This is a genomic window from Polyangiaceae bacterium, assembly GCA_015075635.1.
Lineage (GTDB): Bacteria > Myxococcota_A > Polyangia > Polyangiales > Polyangiaceae > JADJKB01.
Genome location: JABTUA010000003.1, coordinates 1,060,812 through 1,085,945, shown reverse-complemented (window position 1 = coordinate 1,085,945; position 25,134 = coordinate 1,060,812). Strand labels below are relative to the sequence as shown.

Below are 25,134 nucleotides of genomic sequence, written 5' to 3'. Positions count from 1 at the left end.
GGCACCGCGCCTCACGAAACGCCGCTGCTTCGGTAGCAACACGGAGGGGCAGGACCGGGTCGCAACCGAACCTCTGCTCGGCGCGAGCTCGGCTCGTCCTGGCTCGGGCCAATCAGGAGTGCGTCCCGACGCTCGACGGGTCGATGCTCCACTGGAAGTTGTCGAGGATGGTGAGCGAGTCGAGGATCTGATCGGAGACGTCGAAGACCATGAACTCGATCTGCATGACCTCGCCCGGCACGACGGGCGCCGTGGTGGTCAGCCAGACGGTGCCGCCGCCCGTGGTGCCCATCCCCGTGCCGGCGAGCTCGCCGGTGCCGCCCGGGCAGGTGTTGCAGCCCTTCACCTGGCACACGTCGAAGAAGCCGTTGTTGACGCTGACGGGGTTCTTGAGCGAGTCGAAGGAGATGTTCTTGTCGGCGGGGATGCCGGCCGCGCCCGTCTGCAAGAGCGCGAGGTAGAAGTCGTTGAAGCTCGTGCACTGCCAGGACCAGTATTCGTAGGAGAAGAACCGGAACTGGTACGAGAACGACTTGGCGTTGGTCGGCACGCGGATCTTGAGGCGCACGTTGATCGGATCGTTGGCGCCGCTGCCCGGCGGACAATTGCCCGAGCAGCCTTGCGAGGCCGGCAGCGCGCCCGCGTGGGCCGCCAGGTACGCGGCCGGGGGCTGGCTCCCGACGCCCATCGCCGAGCTCACCCCGGCGTAGCCCGGATCGTTCTCGTCCCGCATCCTGCCCGAGGAGATGCCGGCGAAGGTCGGACCGTTCTTCGGCACGATGCCGCCCGTGCCGTAGTTCTGGAGCACCGCGGCCTGCCAGCTCTGGAAGTTCGCGAGCTGGGCCGCGCTCGGCGTAGCGCCGTTCGCGAGCAGGAACTCGGCGCTGATCACGCCCCACTTCTTCTGGGCGGGAGGCGGGTTCTCCGTGGTGAACTGACAGAGATCGATCGCCTTGGCGACGTCCTCCGGCTTGACCCCGCTGAAGAGGGCGGCCGTGCTGCACGCGCTCGGCTGCGTGTCGGGCGTGCCCGGATCGCAGTCGTCGTCCACCGTGTTGCCGGGGTACTCGAAGGCGCCGGGATTGACTGCCTCCGGCTTGGAGCACTGCGCCGGCGTCTCGCAGCAGTCCCCGTCGCATTCGGTCCAGCCGTCCTTGTCCACGTCGACGACGTCGTCGGCCGTGCCGTTGCAGTCCTCGTCCGCGCCGTTCGCGCAGACTTCCTTGCCCGGCAGGACCTGCCCCGCGCAAGGACCGTAGGCCGTGCCCGTGGCGTTGCAGGTCTTGGTCCCGCCCACGCACTTGCCGACGCCCTCGGTGCCGGCTGGGCCCTCGTAGCAGGGCTGGGTCGCGCCCGGCGTACACGCGCAGGTCCCGCTGGTCTCGCAGCCGTCCTTCGCGTCACCGTTGCAGTCGGCGTAGCCACCGGCACAGGTGCCCATCTTGCACGCGCCGGCTTCGCAGGCGCTCTCTGCGTTGGTGAAGGTCGGACAAGCGGTGCCGCACGCTCCGCAGTTCTTCGGGTCGGCGTCCAGCGCGAGGCAGGCTCCGTTGCAGCACGTCTTCGCGCTGTCGGTGCACGGCTGCGATGCGGAGCAGCCCTCGACGCAGCTGCCGCTCTTGCAGATCTCGCCGGCGCCGCAGCTCGAGTCTTGGGCGCACTCGCCGCACTGGTGGGTCGCGGTGTCGCAGTACGGCGCCGCGCCGGAGCAGTCACCGTCCTCGTCGCAGCCCGGGACGCAGCTGCCCGAGCTCGCGCAGTACTGCCCGCTCGGACAGGCGGGACTGCAGCTCGCGCCGCCGCCCACGCCCGCGCTCGCGCCGCTGCCGCTGGCGCCGGTGCCGGTCGCGCCGCCGCTGCCGACCCCGGCGTCGCCGCCCGACGCTCCACACGCGACCGCCATGGCGATCGCCCCGAACACCACGAGTGCCTTGTGCATGTGAGAGACCTCCGCCAGAACCCGAGAGAGAGGGTCGCACGTTTCGGCGCGCGGTTCACCTACCCGGCCAACCTTCCCCGATACGCAGGTGTCGACCAGGACCTCCAGGTGCTCGTGCGCGACCAAACGGCGCCCGTAGACGAGGCACGCTTGAACGTCCTACTCGTACCGAGTGAAGTAGGAGCACGCCGTCCATGGCATCCCTGCGACGCGCGGGTTAGGATGCCTCCGATGCTCCGCCGCCTCGCGCTCGCGGTAGTCGGCCTCGCAGGGCTCTCGCTCTCGGTGGCGAGCTGCCTGGGCGTGGAGAGCGCGGCCGCCGATCCGCCGACCGGCGTCGGCGACGCCGGCTCCGACGCGGACGCGCACACGCTCGGCGACGGCGCCTGGGCGTGCACGCCGAAGACGTGCGCCGACCTCGGCGCGAACTGCGGAGACGTCGGCAACGGTTGCAGCGCCATCATCAACTGCGGGACCTGTCCGACCGGGCAAAACTGCGGCGCTGCCGGTCCCAACAAGTGCGGGGAGGGCACCTGCACGCCGTCGACCTGTGCGACGCTGGGCGCCGAGTGCGGCGCCATCGGGGATGGGTGCGGCAAGGCGCTCGACTGCGGCGTGTGCCCCGCGCCGAAGATCTGCGGCGCCTCGGGGCAGGCGAACGTGTGCGGCTGCGTGCCGACGACGTGCGCCGCTCAAGGCAAGGACTGCGGCAACATCCCCGATGGCTGCGGCGGCACGCTCGCGTGCGGCACCTGCCCGACCGGCAAGAAGTGCGGCGCCGGGGGCACGGCCAACGTCTGCGCGTGCGAGCCGACGACCTGTGCCGCCCAGGGCAAGGAGTGCGGCAGCATCCCCGACGGCTGCGGCGGCACGCTGTCCTGCGGGACGTGCGCGGCGCCCAAGACCTGCGGCGGCCTCGGCGTCGCGAACATGTGCGGGTGCAGCCCGGCGAACTGTCCGCCCATCTACCAGAACAGCTTCGAGTCACCGGGCGACTTCCCCAGCGGGTGGGTCAGCTGGCAGAACTGCCCGACCGACACGTCCTGGTCGGTCGCGCGCGACAACTATCCCGCGCCCGGCGGCGGCAGCTGGAACCTGCGCCTGCACAGCACGGGTTTCGTGCCGAGCTGCGCCTTCCCCGGCGTGTACGCGGTCACGCCGCCGGTGACGGCGCAGCCTGGACGCGTCTACCGAATCCACACCACCACGCGAAACGCCGGGAGTCTGGGCGAGACGCAAGTTCTGTTCATGGACGGGGCCGACAAGGAGATCGGCTTTTCTTCCGTGAAGTGGGCGACGGACGCCTGGCAGTACAACGCCGATCCGGTGCTCACCGCGACGTCTCCGGCGGGGACGCAGGCGCTCCGCGTTCGGCTGGCCCTCTTGACGCCATCCGAATATGCAGACGTCGACCTGCTCGAGGTGTATCTCGAGCCGTGAGCACCGCGCGATTGGCCGACCTCTTCGCCCCCCCTCTCGCCGGCCGAGCTGACCGTGCGGGACGTGAGCCCGCGTTTCGTCGAGTACCTGCGCCGCTTCAAGAACATCGTGAGCGACTGAGCGGCACGCTATCGTGGCGCCATGCCACGCTGGGCCGTCGAGGTGAGCGGTGTCGTCCAAGGCGTCGGCTTTCGTCCCTTCGTGCACGCGCTGGCCTCCGAGCTCGGGCTCGCCGGCTTCGTCTCGAACGCCGGCGCGAGGGTGCGCATCGAGGTGGAGGGGGCGGAGCCGGCGCTCGACGCTTTCGCTGCTGCGCTGACGGCGCGGGCACCGGTCCTGGCGCAGGTGAGCGCCGTCGAGATCCGGCCGCTCCCGACCACGGGGGAAGGCGGCTTCGTCATCCGCGAGAGTGACTCGCGCACCGCGGACGTGGTGCTGATGGCGCCCGACGTGGCCACCTGCGAGGACTGCCTGAGGGAGATCCGGGATCCGACCGGGCGCCGCTTCGGCTATGCGTTCACGAACTGCACGCGCTGCGGGCCGCGCCTGTCGGTCATCACCGGCTCGCCCTACGACCGCGCGCAGACGACGCTGGCGGCCTTCCCGATGTGCGAGCGCTGCCGGCACGAGTACGAAGACCCGAACGACCGGCGCTTTCACGCCGAGCCCATCGCCTGCGCCGACTGCGGCCCGAAGCTGGAGCGGCCGCTCCAGGAGGTGGCGGCGTGCCTGCTGGGCGGGGGAGTCGTCGCGCTCAAGAGCCTGGGCGGCTACCAGCTCGCCTGCGACGCGCGGAGCGACGCCGCGGTGGCGCGCCTCCGGGAGCGCAAGCTCCGAGACGACAAGCCCTTCGCCGTGATGCTGGCGGACGCGGCCAGCGCCGAGCGGGAGCTCTCGCTCGACCCCAAGGAGCGCGCGCTCTTGGAGTCCCGGGAGCGACCCATCGTGCTCTGCCGGCGGCGACCGGACAGCAGTGTCTCGAGCCTGGTCGCGCCGGGGCTGGCGGAGCTGGGCGTGCTCTTGCCGTACACGCCGCTCCATGACCTGTTGATGCGGGCGGTGGGCGGCATCCCGCTGGTGATGACCAGCGGAAACCGCTCCGAGGAGCCGATGGCCACGGAGGACGGAGACGCGCGGGCGCGCCTGTCGGCGATCGCCGATCTCTTCTTGGCCCACGATCGCCCGATCGCCGTCCGGGTGGACGACTCCGTGCTGCGCGTCGTCGCCGGCGCTCCGCTGTTCTTGCGCCGGGCACGCGGCTACGCGCCCCGCGCCGTGCGTCTTCCGCTGCCGCTGGCGCGGCCCACGCTGGCGGTGGGCGGTCAGCTCAAGAACGTCTTCGCGCTGGGCATCGGCGAGCTGGCGCTGCCGAGCGCGCACATCGGCGATCTGGACGACCCCGCGGCGCAGGACGACTTCGAGCGCATGCTGACGCTGTACCGCCGCCTGTTCGGCGTGATCCCAGAGCGCGTGGTGTGCGATCTGCACCCGGACTACGTCTCGACGCAGTGGGCCATGCGCTTCGCGGAAGAGACGGGCGCCGAGCTCGTGGCCGTGCAGCATCACCACGCGCACTTCGCCAGCGCGCTGTGCGACGCCGAGGTCACGGGTCCGGCCATCGGTGTCACCTTCGACGGCGTGGGCCTCGGGCACGACGGCGCGGCGTGGGGCGGTGAGTTTCTCGTCGGCGACGCGTGCGCGAGCCGGCGCGCCGCGCACCTGACCCCGGTGGGGATGCCGGGCGGTGACCGTGCCGCCCGCGAGCCCTGGCGCATGGGCGTGGCTCACCTGCTCCACGCCGGCGTGGACCCGGAGGACGTGCCGGCGCTCGCGGGCGTCGAAGCCTCGGCGCGGCGGGCGGTCACGGAGCTCCTGCGGCGGAACGTACACTGCCCTGTGACGTCGAGCGTGGGACGCCTGTTCGACGCGGTGGCGGCGCTGGCGGGCGGAGTGCAGCGTCAGGGCTTCGAGGGCCAGGCGGCGATGGGCCTGGAAGCTCTGGCCAGCAGCGTCGAGGACGACGGCGTGCTGTACGAGCTCACCGTGGACACGAGCCGGACGCCCTGGCTCCTGGATCCAGCCCCGATGTTCCGAGCGCTGGCGGAGCAGAGCGCGCCGGCCTCGCTCTTGGCCCGGCGATTCCACGAGTCGCTGGCCGAAGCAACTGCGCGCACGTGCGAGGCGTTGGCCCGCGAGCACGGCACGGCCCAGGTCGTGCTATCGGGAGGCGTGTTCGTGAACCGCGTGCTGACCGAGTCCCTGCTGCGCCGGCTGCCCGCGCGCGGCCTCGCGCCGCGCTGCCACCGCCAGGTGCCGCCCAACGACGGCGGCCTCGCCTTGGGGCAGCTCCACGCGCTGGCGGCCCGCGATGCGCGAGGAGACGCGGCATGTGCCTAGGCGTTCCTGGACGCGTGGTGGCGGTGGACGACTCCGACGCCGACCTCTTGATGGGGCGCGTCGAGTTCGGCGGCGTGAAGCAGAACGTGTGCTTGGCCCACGTGCCGGACGCGAAGCCCGGGGATTGGGTGCTGGTCCACGTCGGCTTCGCGCTGACGCGCATCTCGGAGGCGGAGGCAGCGCGGACCTTCGAGCTCCTGCGCGAGCTCGACGCGGCCTCGGAGCGCGGCGAGTGAAGTACCTGGCCGAATACCGGCAGCGCGAGGCGGTGGAGACGCTGGCCCGCGCCCTCCGCCGGCGCGTGACCCGACCCTGGGTGGTGATGGAGGTGTGCGGCGGGCAGACGCACTCCATCGTCCGCTACGGCGTGGACCAGCTCTTGCCCCCGGAGCTCGAGCTCGTGCACGGCCCTGGCTGCCCGGTGTGCGTGACCCCGCTCGAGACCATCGACCGCGCGCACGCCATCGCCGCCGAGCCCGACGTGGTGTTCTGCTCCTACGGCGACATGCTGCGCGTGCCCGGGTCGCGGGGCGATCTGCTCGCGCACAAGGCGCGCGGCGCGGACGTGCGCGTGGTGCTCTCGCCGCTGGACGCGCTGAGCATCGCCGCCGAGAACCCCGGGCGCCGCGTGGTGTTCTTCGCCATCGGCTTCGAGACCACCGCCCCGGCCAACGCGCAGGCGCTGCTCACCGCCAAGCGGCGCGGCCTCGACAACTTCTTCGCGCTGGTGTCCCACGTGAGGGTCCCGCCGGCGCTGACCGCCATCCTGGCGACAGAGGACAACCGCGTGCAGGCCTTCCTGGGGCCGGGGCACGTCTGCACGGTGATGGGCACCGGGGAGTACGAGCCCATCGCCGAGCGCCACCGCGTGCCGATCGTGATCACGGGGTTCGAGCCGGTCGATTTGCTGGAGGGCCTCTTGGCGACGGTGGAGCAGCTCGAGAGCGGGCGCTCCGAGGTGGAGATCCAGTACCGGAGGGCCGTGACCCGCGGCGGCAACGCCAAGGCCCGCGAGCTCCTGGCCCAGGTGTTCGTGACCTGCGACCGCAAGTGGCGCGGCATCGGCAAGATCCCCCAGAGCGGGCTCGAGCTCTCGCCGGAGTACCGGCGCTACGACGCGGAGCGGGAGCTCTCGGTTACGGCCATCGAGACCGCGGAGTCGCCGGAGTGTTTCAGTGGACAGGTCCTGTGCGGCTTGAAGAAACCGCTGGACTGTCCGGCCTTCGGCCGCGCGTGTACGCCCGAGCATCCGCTCGGCGCGACCATGGTGTCGTCGGAGGGCGCCTGCGCCGCCTACTACGCCTACGGGCGCCACCTCCCGCGAGTCGCCGAATGAGCGCGCCGGACGACGACGAGCTGGGCGCCTGTCCCCTGCCCTTCCGCGACTACGATCGGGTCGTGATCGGGCACGGCGGCGGCGGCACGCTGGCCGCGGAGCTGCTGCGCCAGGTGTTCCTGCCGGCCTTCGACAGCCCGGTGCTCGGCGCGCTGGAAGACTCCGCCGTGCTGGGCGCGGAGCCCGGGCGCATCGCGCTCACCACCGACGCCTTCGTGGTCAAGCCGCGCTTCTTCCCCGGGGGCGATCTGGGTCGCCTCGCCGTCGCCGGCACGGTCAACGATCTGGCCTGCGTCGGGGCGCGTCCGGCCTACATCTCCGCGGCCTTCATCCTGGAGGAAGGCCTGGCGCTGGCCGAGCTCGCGCGGTTGGTCGCATCGATGCGGGACACGGCGCGCGAGGCGGGCGTGGCGCTGGTGGCCGGCGACACCAAGGTGGTCGAGCGCGGCAGCGGCGACGGCGTGTTCATCGTCACGACCGGCGTGGGGTTCGTGCCGGAGGGACGCGCCATCAGCGTGTCCGGGGCGCGACCCGGCGATCGGGTGCTGGTCAGCGGCACGCTCGGCGATCACGGCATCGCGGTGATGAGCCAGCGCAGCGGCATCGAGACCAGCGTGGTCAGCGACTGTGCGCCGCTCGGGGATCTGGCGGAGCGCCTGCTCTCCGCCGCGCCGGGGACGCGCGTGCTCCGCGATCCGACGCGCGGCGGGCTCACCGGCGTCTTGCACGAGATCGCGCGGGCCTCGCGGGTCGGCTTCACGCTGGACGAGAGCCAGCTCCCGATCCACCCGGAGGTGAACGCCACCTGCGAGCTCCTGGGCTTCGACCCGCTGCACCTGGCCAACGAAGGCAAGCTGGTGGCCGTCGTGCCCGAGGACGAGCACGCCGCCGCGCTGGCCGCCCTGCGCAGCCACCCGCGGGGCGCCCGCGCCTCGAGCATCGGTCACGTCAGCGCGGAGCGACCAGGCTTCGTGTGCCTGCGCTCCGCTGTCGGCGGCACCCGGGTCTTGACCGAGCTCTCGGGCGAGCAGCTGCCGCGGATCTGCTGAGCGCGTCAGCGGGCGCGCGACTTCTTCTTCGCCTTCTTCTTCTGCCGCTTCGGCGCGCTCTTCTTGGCCACCTTCTTGCGGCGAGCCGCCTTCTTGCGCGGGGCCTTGCCGTAGCGCGGCCGGCCCGGCGAGGGCACGAGCTCTTCTTCTTCGTCCTGGGGCTTGTCGTCTGCCATCTGGGTCAGGGGTTTCCGCTCTTCTGAGGTGCCGGGTCCGGGCTCCGTGAGATCGCGCTGGTCGTGGTCAGGATCGACAACAGGAAGATCGCAGCCAAAAAGCCCACGAACAGGAACTGCCCGGTCCTGATCAAGCCGGCCCGGCGCTCGTTGCGCTCGAAGCGGTCCTGCCAGACGAGCCACAGGTGAACGGCGATGTACCTTTTGTACTGGATCTTGGTCTTGGCCAGCGCTTCGGGACGAAAGATGTCGCGCTCGTCCGGGAACTTCTGGCCGAAGGTCAGGAGCAGCGCGCGCAGCGCGAACGCGCTCGTCGCCACGCCCAGGGCGAGCACGAACACGAACGCCACGGCGATGAGCTGCCCGCTGGGGACCTTCCGAGCGTTGTCCAGGAGCGCCCACCCACCGAAGGAAAAGGCGACGGTCATCGAGAAACCCGCGGCCGCGAACAACGCCGTGGCCCTGGCGTCGAGCTTCGCCGCGTGGGCGTCCTCGGCGGCCAGCTGCTTCTCCGCTCGGCTACAGACCTCTTCGATCACGCCCTCGTCCTTGGCAGCCGCGAGTCGGCGCACGAGCTCTGCTCCGCTCAAGAACGGCGCGATCGGCGGATCCGCGCTCGCTGGCGTCACGGGGTCGGGCTCGGGCGTGGTGATGGGCGCCGGCGCGGGCTCTTCGAGCGGCGCCTCCGCTTCGACCTCCGCCTGCTCCGACATCGGCGCCAAGGCTCTCGGTTTTCGCACGGCGCTGCAAGTCCCTGGCTCCCGAGCCCGGCTTGCTGCACGCTCGCGCCATGCTTCCATCTCGAACCTGGACCCTCGTGCTGGCGCTGCCCGTGTTGGGCTGCGGCGGCTCCGACGACGCGACGCCCGGCGAAGGAGCCTGCGCCGACGCCTCGAAGGTGTTGGCGTTCCCGACACCGGCCTGGCAGAAGGGCGAGAAGCTCTCGCCTCCCGCCGGCGACTTCGCGCTGGGGATGGTGGCGGAGGTGAAGCCGAAATGGGCCGAGCAGCTCGAGCTGGTGGACGGCTGGCCGGCGCGGCCAACGCTAGTCTTGCCGCTCGACGCCGCGGCCTCCAGCGTGGACGCGAGCCAGCTCTGGTTCTTCGGCGCCAAGCCCGGCGAAGCGCCGGCGGACCTCGGCACGCCGTTCTCCACGACGTTGTCGGAGGACGGCCTGACGCTCGTGGTGCAGCCGCGCGATCCGGTCCCGCCCGGGGTGAGCGACGTCGTGCTGGTGGTCGGCGAAAGCGCCGTCTCCGGCGCGCGCGCGCTGCCCGCTTGCGGCTCGACCGCGGCCTACGCCGCCGCGAAGCAGTCGCTCCCCTCGGGCACCGACGCAGCGCTGGCGCTGCCCTTCCGCGTCGCGACCACCGCCGAAGACTTGCTCCACTTGTACGAGCAGGTCGCCGCCACGCCGGTGCTGAAGGTGGCCAAGGTCGAGGCGCGCCCGCTGGCGAGCTTCGGGTCCGCGGCGCCGCCCGCCGACGTCGCGCCATCCTTGGCACCTACCGCAGCCAGCGGGCTGCTGGAGCTGCCGGCGTACGCCGACGCCGCAGGCGTGATCCAGCGCGGAGCCGACGGCGTGCCGATCGCCACCGGGGTCACCAAGCCCGGCTTCGTGGTGGCGCTGCCGGCCAAGGGCAGCGCGCCCTTCCCGTTCGTGCTGTTCCAGCACGGCGGCGGCCAGAACAAGACCGACTTCTTCCAGCTGGCGAAGCCGCTCGCGGAGGCGGGCTTCGCCTTCGTGGCCATCGACCTGCCGTACCACGGCGACCGAGCCGGGGGCGCGGGCGGCAGCGACCTCGACTTCGTGGACTTTTCCGACCTCGCCAAGACGCGCGACAACTTCCGCCAGGCGGTCGCCGATCACCAGGCGGTGTTCACCGGCATCGCCGCGCTGAACGCCGCGCTCGAGCCGGCGCTGAGCGTCAAGGACGCGCTCGATGCTTCGAAGGGGTTCTACATGGGCCTCTCGCTCGGCGGCATCTCCGGCAGCATGACGTTCGCGACCACCAAGAACGTGAACGCCGCAGGCCTGTTCGTCGCCGCCGGCGGCTACCCGGAGATCGTGTCGAAGGGGCTGTTCGCCGCGCTGGTGGCCAACATCGTGAACCGCCCGACGCCCGAGAAAGAGACGCTGCTCGGCCTGGCGGAGGTCGTGCTCGACGGGGCCGATCCCCTCGCCTACGCGCTCAGGGTCGAAGATCGCGCGGCGCGACCGCGTCCGGCGCTGTTCATGCAGGCCATCGCCGATCCGGTCATCCCCGAGCCCTCCAGTGACCAGTGGGCGCGCGCGTTCGGCGCCGGCCTGGCGCTACCCACGCAGCATCCGGTCGCGGGCATGGCCGAGCTCGGCTTGCCGGCCAGCGACAACATGAGCTTCGCACCGGGAGGCGAGAAGGCCACACGTATCTTGGTGCAGAACCCCATGAACGAGATCCCGGCGGCTCAGCGCCACGGCGCGCTCATCGTGCAGGCGTATTCGCAGACCGCCGTAGCCCACTGCTTCTCGACCTGGCTCGCCAAGGGCAGCTGCGAGCTCATCGACAGCGGGTTCGCGTCACATTGAGCTGACTAGCCGCCGCCCGGGAAATCCGCCTTGCACTCGGCCACCTTCGCCGGGTCGATCACCGGCTGGGGGAAGGCGGGCGGCGTGGCGTGGGGGGCGCCGTCGAAGTCGAACAGGTCCATCAGCGCGTCGGAGTTTGCGTCCCGCCGGGTGAACGCGCCGATGCCGTGCCGGGCCTGGATGAAGCGCAGCACCGCCGTGTGGTCGCGGACCACGTGGGAGACGTAGCCCTTCTTCGCGAACGGGGAGATCACGAACAGCGGGACGCGGAAGCCCAGGCGGTCGAAGGTGCCGTCGCTCTGATCCGCCGGGTCGTCGTCCCCCGGGTGGCAAGCGGGCGGCGGCGGGACGTGATCGGCGAAGCCGCCGTGCTCGTCGTAGGTGATGAAGAGCGCGCTGCGCTTCCAGATCGGGCTCTTGGTCAGCGCGTCCACGACGCGCCAGACGAAGTTCTGGCCGTGGTGCGGGTTGCCCGGCGGGTGCTCGCTGGTCTCGTCGATGCCGGTCGAATACTCCGGGTCGATGAAGGTGACGGGGGGCAGGTTGCCCGTCTCGAGATCGCCGAACAGGTCCTCGAACTCGGCCAGGCGACAGGGTCCCGCTTCCGGATCGCCGCAGCCCTTGATGCTCTCGAGCCAGGTCTTGATGAACATGGCCGCGGGCGGCAGATTGCTGCGGTACACCTTCCACTCGACCTGCTTCTCCACGAGCGCGGCGAACACGTTCGCGATGGTCACGCCGGTCGGAAGGGTGTTCTGGGTCAACCCGTGGCTGGTCCCGCTGTAGAGGTACATGCGGTTCGGCCAGGTGGGGCCGAGCAGCGACGAGTGGTTCCGGTCGCCGATGGCGAACTCCTTGGCGAGCGCGTAGTAGAAAGGCAGGTCGGAGGCGTCGAAGTAGCCCATCGCCCGCCGGCCGTCGGGCTCGTTGTCGATCACGAACCCGTCGTTCTTGCCGCCGTTCCACTGGCGGTGGGTGCCCTTCCAGCCGTGCGAAGGATCTTCCACGCAGTACTTCGTCTCGTGGAACCAGCTCACGGGCTTGCCGTTCTGGTCGAGGTTCGTGAACGACTCGTCGGCGACCGTCACGTCGGTGACGCCGTACTCGGGGAGCTTGGAGAAGTAGTGGTCGAAGGAGCGGTTCTCCATCATCAGCACGAAGATGTGATCGATTGGGATCTGCTTGCCGATGGGCTCCGACTTGCCCAGCGTGTCCTGCGCCAACGCGCCGACCTGGAACTGGCAGCTCTCGCGCGCCGCCGCGGCCACCGAGTCGTCGGGGCGCACCACGGTCGGCTCGGAGCCCTCGTCGGAAGACGAGCAGCCGATGACCGCCGTCAAGAACACGGCGCACGCGAGCTTGGCAGGAGCGACTTTCATGCTGGCGAGTCTCCGGCCGAGAGCATACACCGTGGGCGTGAAAGCGCCGCTCCCGAGCCTCGTGGCAGCCTGCCTGGTGCTCTCGGCTTGCCGCGCGCCGGAGGAACGTCACACTCCCGGAACCGCCTCGTCACCCAAGAGCACGGCGCCAGCCGAGCCCGACGGGATCCGCCGGCTCGCCATCGCGGACGCGGAGTCCGTGGCGAAGGAGCTCGAGCGTATCGAGCGGGCGGCGAAGGCACGAGACGCGCGCGAAGCTCGCCTGGCCTACCTCGAGCTCCGCCGGGCCTGGCGCCGCCTCTTGCCCATCGCCACCCTCCTGACGCACTCGTCCACGCTGGAGCCGCCGGACGAAGCCGACGAGTTCCCCGCCGACCTTGGGCTCGCGCCCCTCGCCGCCGCGCTCCACGAAGAGCCCCCGGCTTGGGAGGCCCTGGAGCGCTCGCTGAGCCGCACCAAACCCGCGTCTCTGCTCGCGCCCGGCGAAGCGAAGACCCTGTCGCTGCGCGCGCACAAGCTGGCGGACGCACTCAATCGCGGGGTCTTTCGCTGGGGAACGCTGCTCGACGGCTCCGCCGGCGAGAGCCGCGAAGAGGCGCGCATCGACGCCCTCGAAGGCGGGCGCGCTCTGGTCCGCTACTCGCGCGAGGTGGCAAAGTTGGCCGCGGATCCGGCGGCGCTCGAGCGCGCGACCACCGGGTTCGAGCGCTGGCTCGACGCCCGCGAGGCAGCGCCCGCCGCGCCGCTCGACGACAAGCTCGAGGGGCTGGCCAAGAGCGCGGAGCTCGGCGCGGAGCTGCGCGGCCTGTTCGCCGCGCGCGGCACGGTGCTCCCGCCACCCTTCGCGCCCCGCCACGCGACCGCGCGCGAGCCGTACGCCGAGCGGGTGAGCGTGGCGACGTTCCCGCGCCTGCCCGGCGCGGCGCCCGACCCCCGTCGCGCCGAGCTGGGCAAGCTGGTGTTCCACGACAAGCGCCTGAGCAAGAACGGGAAGCTCAGCTGCGCGAGCTGCCACCGCGAGGCTCAGGGGTTCTCTGCCGGTCGGGAGCGCCCGCGGCGCTTCGACGGACGGCGGCTCGAGCGCGACGTGCCGGGCCTCCTCAACATCGCTTACGAGCCGATGTTCTTCTGGGACGGACGCGCCAGCACGCTGGCGCGCCAGGTCGAGATCGCCGTCGAGAGCGACATGGGCGGCAGCTGGCCCGAGATCGTGACGCGCGTGGCCGGCGACGCCGAGCTCGTGCGGCGCTTTCGCGAGCTCTACCCGGATGGACCGACCCAGGCGAGCTTGGTCGACGCGCTCGCCGAGCTCGAGCGCACGTTGATCGCGGACGACACGCCGTTCGACCGCTACGTGCGCGGCGATCGCAAAGCCCTCGGCCCCGAGGAGCTGGCCGGCTTCGACGTGTTCTTCGGCGAGGCGCGCTGCAGCCGCTGTCACCGGCTGCCGCTCACCTCGGGCGCGGAGCCGCCCCGCTTCACGAGAGCCGAGCTCACGGCGATCGGCGTCCCGGCGCGTCCGGGCGCGCGCACGCTCGACGCGGACCGCGGGCGCGGCGCGGTCACGGGGCGCGCCGAGCACGAGCACGCCTTCAAGGTGCCGGCGCTCCGACGGCTCTCGCGCACCGCTCCCTACTTTCACAACGGCGGCTTTGGCACGCTGGAGGAGGTCGTCGACTTCTACGCCAAGGGCTCGGGCCAGGGTCTGGGCATCGCGCCCAAGACGTTCGACGCCGACGCGCGGAGCTTCGAGCTGACGCCCGAGCGGCGACGCGCGTTGCTCGCCTTCCTCCGGCGCGGTCTGGACGACGCGCGCTGAGCGCCTTCAGCACTCGCAGCCGCCGAACACGCACAGGAGGCTCAGCGTGAGCGTGAACTCCCCGCTGTCGTCTCCCGCGCCGGGGCCGTTCTTGCCGTCCACGACGATCACGTACCAGCCGTCTTCTGGGGCCACGAAGCTCGTGCCCCAGGTACCGGCGCCGGTGTTCGCGCACAGGTGCTTCTTCCCGCAGCTCTGATCGGTGCAGCTCGTGCCCGAGTAGATCTTGAAGACGCGCTCCCAGCTCGTCGCGCTCGAGCACTTCGCGCCTTGGGTCAAGAGCACGTCGAGCTTCTCGAACTTCTTCAGGTACAGGCGCCAGGAGCGGTCGCGCCCCTGGTCCTTGCAGCTCGTGGCGTCGTAGCCGCTCACGTCGTTGGCGGCGCTGCAGGTGTTGGCGGTGACCTGAAAGCCACCCAGCTTTGCGGCGCTCGGCCGGCCGACGACCCGCGCGGCGGAGCAGCCGGCGCCGCTCTCGCTGCCGTCGGCGCAGCCGACCACCGCGCAAGAAGTGCCGCCGCCACTGCCACCGCTGGCGCCCGCGCCCCCGGTCGCGCCGACGCCTCCAGAGCCCGCGCCGCCGACACCGCCGCTGCCGCCGAGCGCACCGCCGCTTCCACCGCTCGGCACGCCGCCGCTGCCGCCGTTCGGCGGCGCGCCGCCGCTGCCGCCGGGCGCCCCGCCGCCGCCCGTCGCGCCCGCGCCGCCGAATCCGCTCGCGCCGCCGGAGGTCGTGCCCCCGAATCCACCACTCGCGGCGCCACCCACACCCTCGTCGCCGACGTCCTCACTGGCCGCACAGGCGACCAGAAGCGGAAGCGAGCAGACGGCGACCGTGCGGATGAAGCGCAGCATGAAGGCGCACAGGATACACCGCTCGGCGCTCACACGGGTGCGATATGCTCAGGGCGTGAGCGCGGACGACGCGGACCCCCGCCCGGACGAGACCGCGACGCTCGTACGCGGCACGGACACCGAGCTCGACAAGGGCACGCTCCCGCGCGGCGGCACGCCCGCCCCGGAGACCAAGTCGGGTCCCCGGCAAGCGCAGCTGGCGCGGCTCGCGGCGCGCTTGTTCGACGAGCGCTACGCCGTCGAGAAGCGCCTCGGCAGCGGCGGCATGGGCGAGGTCTTCGCGTGCCGCGATCGTCGCATCGGCAGGACGGTGGCGGTCAAGCAGCTCCGCCCCGAGCACGGGCCGAGAGAGGAGCTGGTGCTGCGCTTCGAGCAGGAGGCGAAGATCCAGGGTCGCCTCGAGCACCCCGGGGTCGTTCCCGTGTACGACGTCGGGCTCAAAGAGGACGGCTCGCTCTACTTCACGATGAAGCGCGTCTACGGCCTGACGCTCGAGGAGATCGTCGCGGCCCTCGGACGGCGCGATCCTCACGTCGAGAAGCGCTACTCCAGGCGCAGGCTGCTGACGGCCTTCGCGTCCGTGTGTCAGGCCCTGGCCTACGCCCACAGCCGCGGCGTCATCCATCGCGATCTGAAGCCGGGCAACGTGATCCTGGGCGAGTTCGGCGAGGTCAACGTGCTCGATTGGGGGGTGGCCAAGGCCGTCGAGGCCGAAGACGAAGAAGCCCCGGCGAGCCAGGCGCCCTTCGTGCCCCCGATCACTCCGGCCGATCTCGACCGCGACTTGGTGCCGAGCACCGTGGTGGGCGCCATGGTCGGCACCCCGGGCTACATGTCACCGGAGCAAGTGCGTGGGGAGAACGACCAGCTCGACGCGCGCTCGGACGTGTACGCGCTCGGCGCCATTCTGTTCGAGATCTTGGCGCTCGAGCCGCTCCACGCGCGCCGGACCTTGAACGACCTCGTCAACGCCACGGTCACCGGCAGCTCCGACCCGCGCCCCAGCCGGCGCCGCCCCGACTTCGACATCCCTCCCGAGCTCGACGAGCTGTGCGAGCGCGCGACAGCCCTCGACCCGAGCCAGCGCTATCACAGCGCCCGTGAGCTCTCGGATGCGCTCGAGCGTTTCCTCGACGGCGACCGCGACGTGGAGCGGCGGCGTCAGCTCGCCCACGAGCACGTGGTCTCGGCGGAGCGCATCCTCGCGGGGGAGGGCCCCGCGGGCGAGGTCGAGCAGCGGGTGAACGCGCTGCGAGAGCTCAACGCCGCGCTGGCGCTCGACCCAACCCACGCGGCGGCCCTGGCGATGCTCGCGCGCATCGTCACCCGCGTGCCCGACGTGCTGCCCCCCGCGGCCGAGGAGGAGCTGGCGCTCGAGCGCGCGAAGGTGCGCCGCCGCGCCGCACGCATGGCCTGGCTCGCCATCCTGGCAGCCTGGGCCTTCTCGCCGCTGGCGCTCTGGATGCAGCCGCGAGACTACCGCCTGGGGCTGCCGTTCTTCGTCCTCGCCGTCGCCACCATGGTGGCGGTGTGGCGCACCGCTCGCACCGGACGCGCTTCGCGGGCGCACACGCTCCTGACCAGCGCGCTGGCCATCGGCGGGGCGTCCGCCACGTCGGTGGTGTTCGGGCCCCTGATCGTCAGCTCGACGCTGGTCTTGGCCTGCGCGGTGGTGTTGATCGTCAACTCGCGGGCGGACCGCGTGCTGCGCATGGCCATCGTCGGGCTCGCTCTCGCGGGCATCAGCGTGCCGATGTTGCTCCAGCTCGCGGGTTGGCTGCCGGCGTCCTACAGCTTCGAGGGGGACAAGATGGTGGTCAATCCCTGGGCGGCCCCCTTTCACCCCATGCCCGCGCTGACGTTCATGTGGGTCACGACGGGCGTGATCGTTCTCTTGGCAACCGCCGTGCTCGGGCGCACCGTGGACGCTCTGGCCACGGCGGAGCGCCGACAATTCGCCCAAGGCTGGCTATTGCGTCAGATCTTCCCCGAGCGGGCCCGCAAGACGGACGCTCCACCCCCGAAATGGGCAGCATGAAAATCGAGCGACACTGGCCCAAGAGCAGCGGGTGGGTACTGGACGTGCGCCGCTACTGTGCGGAGGGCGGCCCGGCACGGGGGCGGCGTCCGGTGCTGCTGGTCCCCGGCTACTGCATGAACACGACTCCGCTCGGCTTCCACCCGAACGGGCCCTCGTTGATCGAGTTCCTGGTGCAGCGCGGCTTCGAGGTCTGGACGAGCAACCTGCGCGGTCAGGGCGAGTCACGCTCCGAGGGTGGGCCGCGGGATGTCGGCTTCCGCGTGCTCGCACTCGAGGACCTGGCGACCGCCATCGCCCACGTACGCTCCCACACCGAGACGCGCGCCGAGCGCGTGGACGTCGTCGGTTGCAGCCTGGGCGGCACCTACGTGTTCGCCTACCTCGCCCACCACCCCGAGACCCATGGCATCGGCTCGGTGGTCGGCATCGGCGCGCCGCTGCGCTGGCGAGACGCGCACCCGCTCCTGCGCCTGGCCTTCTCTTCCCCCGCGGTCGTTCGCCGCCTGCGCGTGTCGGGCACGCGCAGCGTGGTAGGCCTCGTCCTGCCGCTGGTCGCCGCCCGGGCTCCGGGTCTGCTCTCGATCTACATGAACACGTCGATCGTCGATCTGTCCCGGGCCGACGAGCTGGTCAAGACCGTCGAAGACCCGATCCCCAAGCTGAACGCGGAGATCTCCCGCTGGTTCAAGTCCGGCGATCTGATGGTGGACGGCGTCAACGTCACCGAAGCGCTGCGGGGCATCGACCGCCCGCTCTTGTGCGTGGTCGCGAACCGCGACGGCATCGTCCCACCGGCGGCCGCGCGGAGCGCCCTCGAGGTCATCGGCTCCGAGCACAAGACCGAGCTCGGCGTGGGCGACGACGAGACCTGGTTCGCCCACGCCGATCTGTTCATCAGCCGCCTGGCGCAGGAACGCGTGTTCGCGCCGCTCTCGGACTGGCTGCTGGCGCGGGCCTGACGCGACCTCGCTGCGCGTCCGCGCGCCGAGATCGCAAGGAATGCGCCGCGAGCGCACGGACGGTCGAGGATTGTCACCGGCGCGCTTCTTGCCCAGCTCTGGGCATGACCCGCGTCAACGCAAAGCGGGTTCTCGTGACCGGCGGGACCCGCGGTATCGGGGAGATCATCGCGAGCAAGCTCGCGCAGAAGGGGGCTCACGTCGTGGTCTGGGGCCGCGACCCTGCTCGCCTGGAGGCCACGCTTCGGCGCCTCGAGCGAGCGGGAGGCAGCGCCGAGGGCCAGCTCTGCGACGTCGCCGACCGGGTGGCGGTCTACGACGCTGCGCGGGAGCTCAAGCAGCGGGGCGGCTCCATCGACGTGCTGGTGAACAACGCCGGGATCGTCTCCGGCAAGCCGTTCCTGGAGCTCACCGACGAGGAGATCGAGCGCACGCTCCAGGTCAACACGCTGGCGCACTTCTGGACCGCGAAGGCCTTCTTGCCCGACATGGTGATGGCGAACCAGGGCCACCTGGTCACGATCTCGTCGGCAGCGGGCCTGGTCGGCGTGGCGGGCCTCACGGACTACTGCGCCAGCAAGTTCGCCGCCTTCGGCTTCCACGAGGCGTTGCGCCTCGAGCTCAGGAAGCTCCACTCCCGCGTCAAGACCACCGTCGTCTGCCCGTACTACGTCGACACGGGAATGTTCGCCGGCGTGCGCACGCGCTTCTCAGCGCTCTTGCCCATCCTGAAGCCGGAGGACGTGGCGCAGGCCGTCGTGCGCGCCATCGAGAAGAACCAGGCACGGGTGCTGATGCCGCGCATCGTCTACAGCATCCCGCTCTTCCGCCTGGTGCCGGTGCCGGTGATGGACCTGGCCGCCGACGCGCTGGGCCTGAACGCCTCCATGGACAGCTTCGTGGGCCGCGGCGAAGGCGAGCCACCCGAGGCCGAGCGCCCGAAGCCCAGACGCCCGCGCCGCCACGTCGTGGCCCATGCGCGCTGACGAGGAGCCATGCGACGACCGAGCGACTTGCTCGAGCCCAACAACCTCCGCTTGGTGTTCGGGGCCACGGATTGGGCGCGCGATCTGCTGAGCGCCGTGCGCGCCGACGCCGGCTTCGTGGCCCGCGCGGCCCGGGCCCTGTCGCCGCTGGCGCTGCCCGAGCCAGCGCCGCCGGCGGGGAGCGTGTTCGGCCCCCTCGATCCGTTCGACGTCCCCAAGCTGCGAGGCAAGCGCATCGCCGTGGTCGCCTCCGGCGGCAGCGGCGCCACTGCCGCGCTCTGCGGCGTGCGGCGGGCCTTCGAAGAAGCGGGGCTCGAAGCGGCGGCGCTCTCGGCGTGCTCCGGCTCGATGTTGTTCGCCTCGCTCTGGGCCGCGGGGCTCGACGCCGAAGCGATGGCGAAGTTCTGGCTCGAGCTCGGCACCCGCGACTACCTCGATCCGAAATGGAGGGACGTGCTCCGCGCCCCGCTCCGGCGCTTCCGCGGCTTCGGCGGGCTGTTGCACGGGGAGGCGCTGGAGCAGACCTACCTCCGGCGCTTCGGCGCCATGAAGCTCGGGGAGACGCGTGTGCCGCTGTCCGTGGTGCTCTGGAACGTGGACACGAACGAGCTCAGGTACGTCGGCACGAAGGCGACGCCGGACCTCGTTCTGGCGCGCGCAGTGCGCGCGGCCATCTCCATCCCCATCTTCGTCGAGCCCGTGCGCATGGGCGCCCACGAGTTCGGCGACGGCGGCGTCGTGGACATCTTCCCGACCCGCCCCCTCGCCGACGAAGAGCCTCTGGACCTGGTGGTCGGCATCAACTCGTACATGCCGCCGGACTTCGCCGGCGAAGACGTCAGCGGCTGGATGGACGAGACCTGGTCGATCCTCCGGGCCAGCAGCCAGCTCCGCTGGTCGGTCTACCTGGAGCTGGCGCGCGAGCACGCGCGCGCCCTGGGCGACCGGCTGGTGCTCCTGCACCCGGTGCCCTACGCCGAGGTGCGCGGCGCGCGCTTCTACGACACCTTCCTCGATCGCCGGGAGTGGCCCCGCTACATGCGCCTGGGGCACGCAGCCGCGCGCGAAGCCCTGCTCCGCATCGGTGCTGCCTGAAGGCACCCCCGTGAGCACGCGGCTGGCCTACCATGCCCCCATGCGCTGGCTCGTGCCCCTCTTGCTCCTCGGCAGCGCCAGCGCCTGCGACGGTTGCCAGAAGAAGCAGGAGGCTCCGCTGCAGAAGAAGTCGGAGACGCGGGAGCAGTGCGCCACGAGCAGCGACTGCGCCGATGACAACCCCTGCACCGAGGAGGAGTGCCGCGACGCGAAGTGTGTGCTCTTGCTCACGCCAGCCGGAACCAGCTGCGACAACGAGACGGTCTGCGACGGCGTCGCCACCTGCAACGGCAAGGGCCAGTGCGTTCCGGGCACGCCGCCGAACGTGGACGACGGCAACGCCTGCACCCGCGACTCCTGCGACTCGGCCCGCGGCGCCGTCCACGAGCCCGTGCTGGTGGACGATCAGGACGCCTGCACCAAGGACGCCTGCGACCCGCGAACCGGGGAAGTCACCCACGACCCCGTCGAGATCGACGACGGCGACGACTGCACCTTCGACAGCTGCGACCGACAGACGGGCCCCAAGCACGAGCCCGCCCCGACCAAATACGAGTGCGGCAGCTGTGGCGAGGGCTTCCACACCGCGTCGCGGGCACCGAGCCGGCAGTGCGGCTCCGACGGCGCGCTCCAGAGCTTCTGCGTCAAGAGCTGCGGGAGCCACTTCTACAGCTGCGACCCCAGCTGCCCCAAAGGCTACGAGGAGAAGTCGCGGGCGCCGAACCGCCAGTGCGGTGCGGGCACACCCATGCTGTTTTGCATGCGGGCGAGCCGCTAGGGGTGTCCCTAGTTCGCGCTCCGCTGGCGGCAGCAGACGCCTCGCGACCTTCCGTTCGGTCGAAACGGCTTTGACCGCCGCGTGCGCACTCACGCATCAGTGGCGGATCGAGATCTGATCATGACCAGACAGCACTGGTGATTCCAGGGCTCGGCTCACCGCCGAGGCCGCGCTCGGCTATGCTCCGCGCGTGGACCCCGCAGGCTTCCAGCCCCCTCCCGCGCCGCCGCCGCCGCCGCCGCCGCCGAGCTCGGGGCTCAGGCTGCTCGGCATCGCGCAGTGCGCGCTCGGAGTGTTCGGGCTCGGCGCCGCACCGCTGACCTTGATCACGCGCTTCATCGCGAGCGACCCGGCCTCGCGCCGGGTGCAGGAGCTCTTGTGGGATGGTTGGCTGGGCGCCTGGACCTACCTCTCGCTGGCGCTCGGGACGTTGCTCGCGGCGGGTCTGATCGTGGCCGGCGTCGGCGTGGTGCGCGCCGTCCCCTGGGGTCGGACGCTGACGCTGGCGCACGCCGTTGGCGCCATCAGTCACGCGGTCGTCGGGCAGATCGTGGCGGTCGCGCTCCTCTACCCGGCGCTCTGGGAGCTCGGCTCGAGCGGCAGCGCGGTCGAGCGGGGCGGGGCCATCGGCGGCGTGGTCGGGGGCTTGTTCGGCAGCTTGGTCGCGCTGGTCCTGCCGGTCGTCGAGCTGTACGTGATGACGCGACCCTCGGTGAAAGCGATCTTCGCGCGATGAAGAGCACCGAGCCGCGACTCGCGCGCTCGGTCGGTGCGATCGCGGTGGCGCTGCTGCTCGCGGCGCTGGTCTGGAAGCTCACCCGCGACGAGCGCGCCTACGTGCCGGGCGGCCTCGCCGGCGTCCGGCTCGGCAGCACGCTGCAAGAGGCCCGGGCGGCGCTGCCCGGGCTGGAAGGGCCCGACGGCCGCGCGCGCACCCGCGTCTTCGACGAACCTGCCACCTGTACGCTGGAGCTCGGGGCGGCCTCCAAGGTGTCCAGCATCGAGTGCGTGCTGGACGACGCGCGCGCCCGCGCGAAGGTACTGGCGACGTTGCGGGAGCTCTACGGAGAGGAGACCGAGACCCGAGAAGACACCTGGTCCTGGCGGAACCGGCAGGCGCTCTTGGTGCTCTCGACGAGTCCAGCGCTCGCGCTCCGCTTGGCAGTCCCAACCGGCCCCTGAACCCGCGCTTGTCCGAGAGGGCGAGCGCTGCCACCATCGGTGGGCCCGCTCATGGCGCTCGACGTCGCACTGGTGAACCCGATCCTGTCGCGGGACTCGGAGATGTCCCTCGGCCTCCTGTACGTGGCCGAGGCGGCCGAGCGCGCGGGGCACAGGGTGCGGGTGCTCGACACGGCCTTCACGCGCTCGCCAGCCCACCTCTGGCCGGCGCTGGAGCGCTTCGCCCCCGACGTCGTCGGCTTCACCGTGATGAGCGTCACCTACCCGCAGACCCTGCGGCTGGCCCGCGAAGTGAAGCGGCGCTTCGGCGCCAAGGTCGTGATGGGAGGACCGCACGCGACGCTCTACCCCTTGGAGGTCGCGAGCGACGAGTGGGTGGACGCGGCGGTGGTCGGAGACGGGGATCTCTCCTTCCCGCGCCTGCTCGACCAGATCGAGCACCGGCAGAGCGCCGCGTTGCCCGGGGTCGCTCACCGCCTGAGCGGCGAGCTCCGCTTCGATCCCGAGGTGCCCAGGGTCGCAGATCTCGACAGCCTGCCCTTCCCCGATCGCTCGCGCTACGACACCGTTGACGCCTACATCGCCGCGATGGGGCACTCCTACCTGTTCGGTCGCCGGGTGCTCACCATGATCACCTCCCGCGGCTGCCCCTGGGACTGCAGCTACTGCCAGCCGGTGCTCGACCACATCCACGGCAAGAAGGTGCGCATCCGCTCCACGGACAACGTCGTCTCGGAGCTCGAGTGGCTGAAGCAGCGCCACGGCATCGACGGCATCTGGTTCTGCGACGACACATTCACCTTCGACTCGCGCTGGGTGACCGAGCTGTGTCGGAAGATGAGCGACCGCCGCCTCGGCCTGGGCTGGTCGTGCAACAGTCGCGTGGACACGGTGAGCCCCGAGCTCTTGGCCGTGATGGCCGAGGCCGGCTGCGAGCAGCTGCGCTTCGGCATGGAATCGGGCTCGCAGATCCTGCTCGATCGAACCATGAACAAGCGCACCACCGTGTCCGAGTGCGAGCAGGCGTTCGCCTGGGCCAAGCAAGCGGGCATCAAGACCTGGGCCTACACCATGGTCGGGGGGCTGGACGAGACCCGCGACACGGTGGGCGAGACGCGCCGGATGCTGGAGAAGCTCGCGCCCGAGCACATCCAGATCACCATGCTGGCACCGCTGCCGAAGACCTACTTCGCGGAGAAGATCCACGAGCACAAGAGCCTGCGCGTCCTGCCTCACGGCTTCGACGACCTCCGGCTCTTCGACAAGTGCGTGGTGGACACGGACTTGCTCACGCACCACGAGGTGAAGCGCCTGCAACAGGAGCTCTACGTGGACCACCCGGGCTTCGACCCCGCGCGGGTGACGCCCCCCGAGCGCCGTGCCTGGGCGCACCGGCACCTCGACCACGTGCGGGCGCTGCTCGGGCTGCGCGAAAAGCATCCTGAGATCGATCTGCCGCCCCGCTGGCGCCTGGCCGCCGAGGTGCTGCGCGCGGCGCTCGGGGCCATCCCCGCCCTCGATCCGCTGCGCACGCGCGCGCGCCGCAGCCTGATGCGCGGGCTGCTCGAGCTCCGCTACCGCCCCGACGGGACGCCGCGCTTCGGCGCGACCGACACCCGAGAGACGGACCCGGTCCACGCGGCGGCGCGTCACGTTCCGGCACCAAGCGCATCGCGGGCGTGCGGCGCGGCGTGAGCCAGATGTCACGCGCCCGGCAGATCGGCGGCACCGTCGGCGCCTACGGCCTGGGCCTGGTGGTAGCGCGCCTCAGCTCCATCGCGGTCTTGCCCGTGCTCGCGCGCGCCGTTCCCCCTGCGGAGCTCGGCATGTTCGCCACGCTCTCGAGCGCGACCCTGATCGCGTACATCGTGCTCGCGGACTTCGGGCTGGGCGAGGCGGCGCTGCGCCTGGCCGGCGAAGGGAACGAGGCCGAGCGGCTGTCGCTGTTCAAGACGGTGGCGGGACTGCGCATCGCGCTCGGGCTGACGGTGGCAGGGCTGTTGGTGCTCTTCGCAGGGCCGCTGTCGCTGCTGCTGACCGGATCGCCGGACGCGGCCCGCTACGCGCCGCTGCTCGGCGCGTCCGTGCTGCTCGGTGCGCTCGCCCGCGCTCTCTCCGACTACCTGCGCTCGGTCGAACGCCACCGCCTGGTGGCCGGCAGCCTGGGCCTGCTCACGGTCGGCGAGAACGCGCTGTTCCTGGCGCTCGCCCTGCTCACGCGCCTGGATCTGTTCGGACTGCTCGCGGCGCGGGTCGTGGCGCAGCTCGTCGCGCTCTCGGTGCTCTTTTACCCGAGTCGCGGTCTGCTCGCCGGCCGGATGCGCGCGGAGACGCTGCGCGCGCTCTTCGCCATCGGGTTTCCGCTCGGTGTCTTCCACCTGCTCATCGCCGTGCGCAGCGTCGATCGCGTCGTCATCGCGAGGCTGGCGACCCTGTTCGACGCCGGCTGCTACGACGTCGCCGCGCGCTTCGCCGCGCCGGTCGCCCTGTCCAACGTGGCGCTGAACCTGACCCTCGAGCCCCTGGCGTACCGCCTGAGCGGCGACGCCGGCGCCAGGGCCGCCATCGCCGACTTTCTACGCGCCTACGCCGCGCTGTTCGGCGTCATGACGTTCGCGATCGCGGTGCTGGCGCCCGAGCTCTTCGGTTGGTTCGCGCCGGCCTACGCGAGCGGGGCCATCATCGTGCCCGCGCTCCTGTTCGTGGACGTGGCGGAGGGCGTGCAACGCGTCGCCGGCATCCCCGGCGAGCTCGCCAAGCGCACCCGCCTCTGGCTGGGAGCGGCGGCCGTGAACGCCGCACTCTCCCTCGCCCTGATGCCGCTCGCCGTGCCCCGTCTGGGTCCGACCGGCGCGGCGCTGGCGCTGCTGGCGGGCGCCATCGCCGGCTCGCTGGTGGCCTCGGCGCTGGCGCGACGAGTCCACCCTGCCCGCCTGCCGGTGGCGCGCGCCCTCGGGGTGGTCGTGGCCGGCGCGGCGCTCGGTAGCTTCGCGCTCGGAATGGGGCGAGCGGCCCCCCTCGGTCTGGGCCTGCGCCTGGGTCTGGTGGTGGGCTTTTCGGCCGTCGCCTGGCTGGTCTCGGGCCTCAGCTGGCAGACGTTGCGCCGGCGCGTCGCGGAGCTCCGGGCGAGCTGA

General features: G+C 71.5%; 20 protein-coding genes. 15 read left to right on the top strand and 5 right to left on the bottom strand.

The features are described from left to right. Positions 1–112: 112 nt before the first annotated feature. Complete coding sequence (locus HS104_35475; protein MBE7485256.1) at positions 113–1,939, bottom strand: hypothetical protein; 1,827 nt, start codon at positions 1,937–1,939, stop codon at positions 113–115. Positions 1,940–2,170: 231 nt separating this feature from the next. On the opposite strand from HS104_35475, the gene HS104_35470 reads away from it, so the two are divergent. The 4 genes from HS104_35470 to hypE all read left to right on the top strand — a co-directional run bounded on the left by HS104_35470 (position 2,171) and on the right by hypE (position 8,161). After that, complete coding sequence (locus tag HS104_35470) at positions 2,171–3,379, top strand: hypothetical protein (GenBank protein MBE7485255.1); 1,209 nt, start codon at positions 2,171–2,173, stop codon at positions 3,377–3,379. A 141-nt stretch (positions 3,380–3,520) separates the two neighbouring features. Further along, entirely contained in the window at positions 3,521–5,776 is a 2,256-nt protein-coding gene (hypF, locus tag HS104_35465) for a carbamoyltransferase HypF (GenBank protein ID MBE7485254.1), read from the top strand. Then, on the top strand, positions 5,748–7,112 hold the full coding sequence (gene hypD / locus HS104_35460; GenBank protein ID MBE7485253.1) for a hydrogenase formation protein HypD: 1,365 nt from the start codon (positions 5,748–5,750) through the stop codon (positions 7,110–7,112). Before hypF ends, hypD begins: the two co-directional genes overlap by 29 nt. Then, positions 7,109–8,161 (top strand): hydrogenase expression/formation protein HypE, encoded by a 1,053-nt coding sequence (hypE, locus tag HS104_35455; GenBank protein MBE7485252.1) that lies wholly within the window; start codon positions 7,109–7,111, stop codon positions 8,159–8,161. The genes hypD and hypE overlap by 4 nt, the downstream gene beginning before the upstream one ends. A 5-nt stretch (positions 8,162–8,166) precedes the next feature. Here hypE and HS104_35450 read toward each other — a convergent pair whose 3' ends face one another. Then, a complete protein-coding gene (locus HS104_35450; protein ID MBE7485251.1) occupies positions 8,167–8,337 on the bottom strand; it encodes a hypothetical protein in 171 nt (56 codons plus the stop codon). 5 nt (positions 8,338–8,342) lie between these two features. After that, on the bottom strand, positions 8,343–9,050 hold the full coding sequence (locus HS104_35445) for a hypothetical protein (protein MBE7485250.1): 708 nt from the start codon (positions 9,048–9,050) through the stop codon (positions 8,343–8,345). A gap of 77 nt (positions 9,051–9,127) precedes the next feature. Between HS104_35445 and HS104_35440 the strand changes: the two genes are divergently transcribed. Then, the gene (locus HS104_35440) at positions 9,128–10,906 is read left to right on the top strand and encodes a hypothetical protein (protein ID MBE7485249.1); all 1,779 of its coding nucleotides are present in this window, start codon (positions 9,128–9,130) and stop codon (positions 10,904–10,906) included. A gap of 5 nt (positions 10,907–10,911) precedes the next feature. Here the strand turns inward: HS104_35440 and HS104_35435 are convergent, their stop codons facing one another. Then, a complete protein-coding gene (locus HS104_35435) occupies positions 10,912–12,285 on the bottom strand; it encodes an alkaline phosphatase family protein (protein MBE7485248.1) in 1,374 nt (457 codons plus the stop codon). Between the two features lie 37 nt (positions 12,286–12,322). Between HS104_35435 and HS104_35430 the strand changes: the two genes are divergently transcribed. Further along, complete coding sequence (locus HS104_35430) at positions 12,323–14,104, top strand: hypothetical protein (protein ID MBE7485247.1); 1,782 nt, start codon at positions 12,323–12,325, stop codon at positions 14,102–14,104. A gap of 6 nt (positions 14,105–14,110) precedes the next feature. Here the strand turns inward: HS104_35430 and HS104_35425 are convergent, their stop codons facing one another. Continuing rightward, positions 14,111–14,959, bottom strand: coding sequence for a hypothetical protein (locus HS104_35425; protein MBE7485246.1), 849 nt, complete (start codon positions 14,957–14,959; stop codon positions 14,111–14,113). A gap of 55 nt (positions 14,960–15,014) precedes the next feature. On the opposite strand from HS104_35425, the gene HS104_35420 reads away from it, so the two are divergent. The 9 genes from HS104_35420 to HS104_35380 all read left to right on the top strand — a co-directional run bounded on the left by HS104_35420 (position 15,015) and on the right by HS104_35380 (position 25,134). Next, the gene (locus HS104_35420; GenBank protein MBE7485245.1) at positions 15,015–16,997 is read left to right on the top strand and encodes a protein kinase; all 1,983 of its coding nucleotides are present in this window, start codon (positions 15,015–15,017) and stop codon (positions 16,995–16,997) included. Beyond that, positions 16,994–17,959 (top strand): alpha/beta fold hydrolase, encoded by a 966-nt coding sequence (locus HS104_35415; GenBank protein ID MBE7485244.1) that lies wholly within the window; start codon positions 16,994–16,996, stop codon positions 17,957–17,959. The genes HS104_35420 and HS104_35415 overlap by 4 nt, the downstream gene beginning before the upstream one ends. Positions 17,960–18,063: 104 nt before the next feature. Further along, on the top strand, positions 18,064–18,945 hold the full coding sequence (locus tag HS104_35410) for an SDR family oxidoreductase (GenBank protein ID MBE7485243.1): 882 nt from the start codon (positions 18,064–18,066) through the stop codon (positions 18,943–18,945). 9 nt (positions 18,946–18,954) lie between these two features. Further along, positions 18,955–20,040, top strand: coding sequence for a patatin-like phospholipase family protein (locus HS104_35405; protein MBE7485242.1), 1,086 nt, complete (start codon positions 18,955–18,957; stop codon positions 20,038–20,040). 40 nt (positions 20,041–20,080) lie between these two features. Continuing rightward, positions 20,081–20,818, top strand: a complete 738-nt coding sequence (locus HS104_35400; protein ID MBE7485241.1) for a hypothetical protein — start codon at positions 20,081–20,083, stop codon at positions 20,816–20,818. A 190-nt stretch (positions 20,819–21,008) separates the two neighbouring features. Beyond that, positions 21,009–21,554, top strand: a complete 546-nt coding sequence (locus HS104_35395) for a hypothetical protein (GenBank protein ID MBE7485240.1) — start codon at positions 21,009–21,011, stop codon at positions 21,552–21,554. Beyond that, on the top strand, positions 21,551–22,000 hold the full coding sequence (locus HS104_35390; GenBank protein ID MBE7485239.1) for a hypothetical protein: 450 nt from the start codon (positions 21,551–21,553) through the stop codon (positions 21,998–22,000). The genes HS104_35395 and HS104_35390 overlap by 4 nt, the downstream gene beginning before the upstream one ends. A 51-nt stretch (positions 22,001–22,051) precedes the next feature. Beyond that, positions 22,052–23,695, top strand: a complete 1,644-nt coding sequence (locus HS104_35385; protein MBE7485238.1) for a B12-binding domain-containing radical SAM protein — start codon at positions 22,052–22,054, stop codon at positions 23,693–23,695. Between the two features lie 5 nt (positions 23,696–23,700). Further along, complete coding sequence (locus HS104_35380; GenBank protein ID MBE7485237.1) at positions 23,701–25,134, top strand: hypothetical protein; 1,434 nt, start codon at positions 23,701–23,703, stop codon at positions 25,132–25,134.

Bases quoted from the DNA above. Each gene is read 5' to 3' on its own strand.
- HS104_35475 (MBE7485256.1), bottom strand. From the start codon at position 1,939: ATGCACAAGGCACTCGTGGTGTTCGGGGCGATCGCCATGGCGGTCGCG.
- HS104_35470 (MBE7485255.1), top strand. From the start codon at position 2,171: ATGCTCCGCCGCCTCGCGCTCGCGGTAGTCGGCCTCGCAGGGCTCTCG.
- hypF (MBE7485254.1), top strand. From the start codon at position 3,521: ATGCCACGCTGGGCCGTCGAGGTGAGCGGTGTCGTCCAAGGCGTCGGC.
- hypD (MBE7485253.1), top strand. From the start codon at position 5,748: ATGCGCGAGGAGACGCGGCATGTGCCTAGGCGTTCCTGGACGCGTGGT.
- hypE (MBE7485252.1), top strand. From the start codon at position 7,109: ATGAGCGCGCCGGACGACGACGAGCTGGGCGCCTGTCCCCTGCCCTTC.
- HS104_35450 (MBE7485251.1), bottom strand. From the start codon at position 8,337: ATGGCAGACGACAAGCCCCAGGACGAAGAAGAAGAGCTCGTGCCCTCG.
- HS104_35445 (MBE7485250.1), bottom strand. From the start codon at position 9,050: ATGTCGGAGCAGGCGGAGGTCGAAGCGGAGGCGCCGCTCGAAGAGCCC.
- HS104_35440 (MBE7485249.1), top strand. From the start codon at position 9,128: ATGCTTCCATCTCGAACCTGGACCCTCGTGCTGGCGCTGCCCGTGTTG.
- HS104_35435 (MBE7485248.1), bottom strand. From the start codon at position 12,285: ATGAAAGTCGCTCCTGCCAAGCTCGCGTGCGCCGTGTTCTTGACGGCG.
- HS104_35425 (MBE7485246.1), bottom strand. From the start codon at position 14,959: ATGCTGCGCTTCATCCGCACGGTCGCCGTCTGCTCGCTTCCGCTTCTG.
- HS104_35415 (MBE7485244.1), top strand. From the start codon at position 16,994: ATGAAAATCGAGCGACACTGGCCCAAGAGCAGCGGGTGGGTACTGGAC.
- HS104_35410 (MBE7485243.1), top strand. From the start codon at position 18,064: ATGACCCGCGTCAACGCAAAGCGGGTTCTCGTGACCGGCGGGACCCGC.
- HS104_35405 (MBE7485242.1), top strand. From the start codon at position 18,955: ATGCGACGACCGAGCGACTTGCTCGAGCCCAACAACCTCCGCTTGGTG.
- HS104_35400 (MBE7485241.1), top strand. From the start codon at position 20,081: ATGCGCTGGCTCGTGCCCCTCTTGCTCCTCGGCAGCGCCAGCGCCTGC.
- HS104_35390 (MBE7485239.1), top strand. From the start codon at position 21,551: ATGAAGAGCACCGAGCCGCGACTCGCGCGCTCGGTCGGTGCGATCGCG.
- HS104_35385 (MBE7485238.1), top strand. From the start codon at position 22,052: ATGGCGCTCGACGTCGCACTGGTGAACCCGATCCTGTCGCGGGACTCG.
- HS104_35380 (MBE7485237.1), top strand. From the start codon at position 23,701: ATGTCACGCGCCCGGCAGATCGGCGGCACCGTCGGCGCCTACGGCCTG.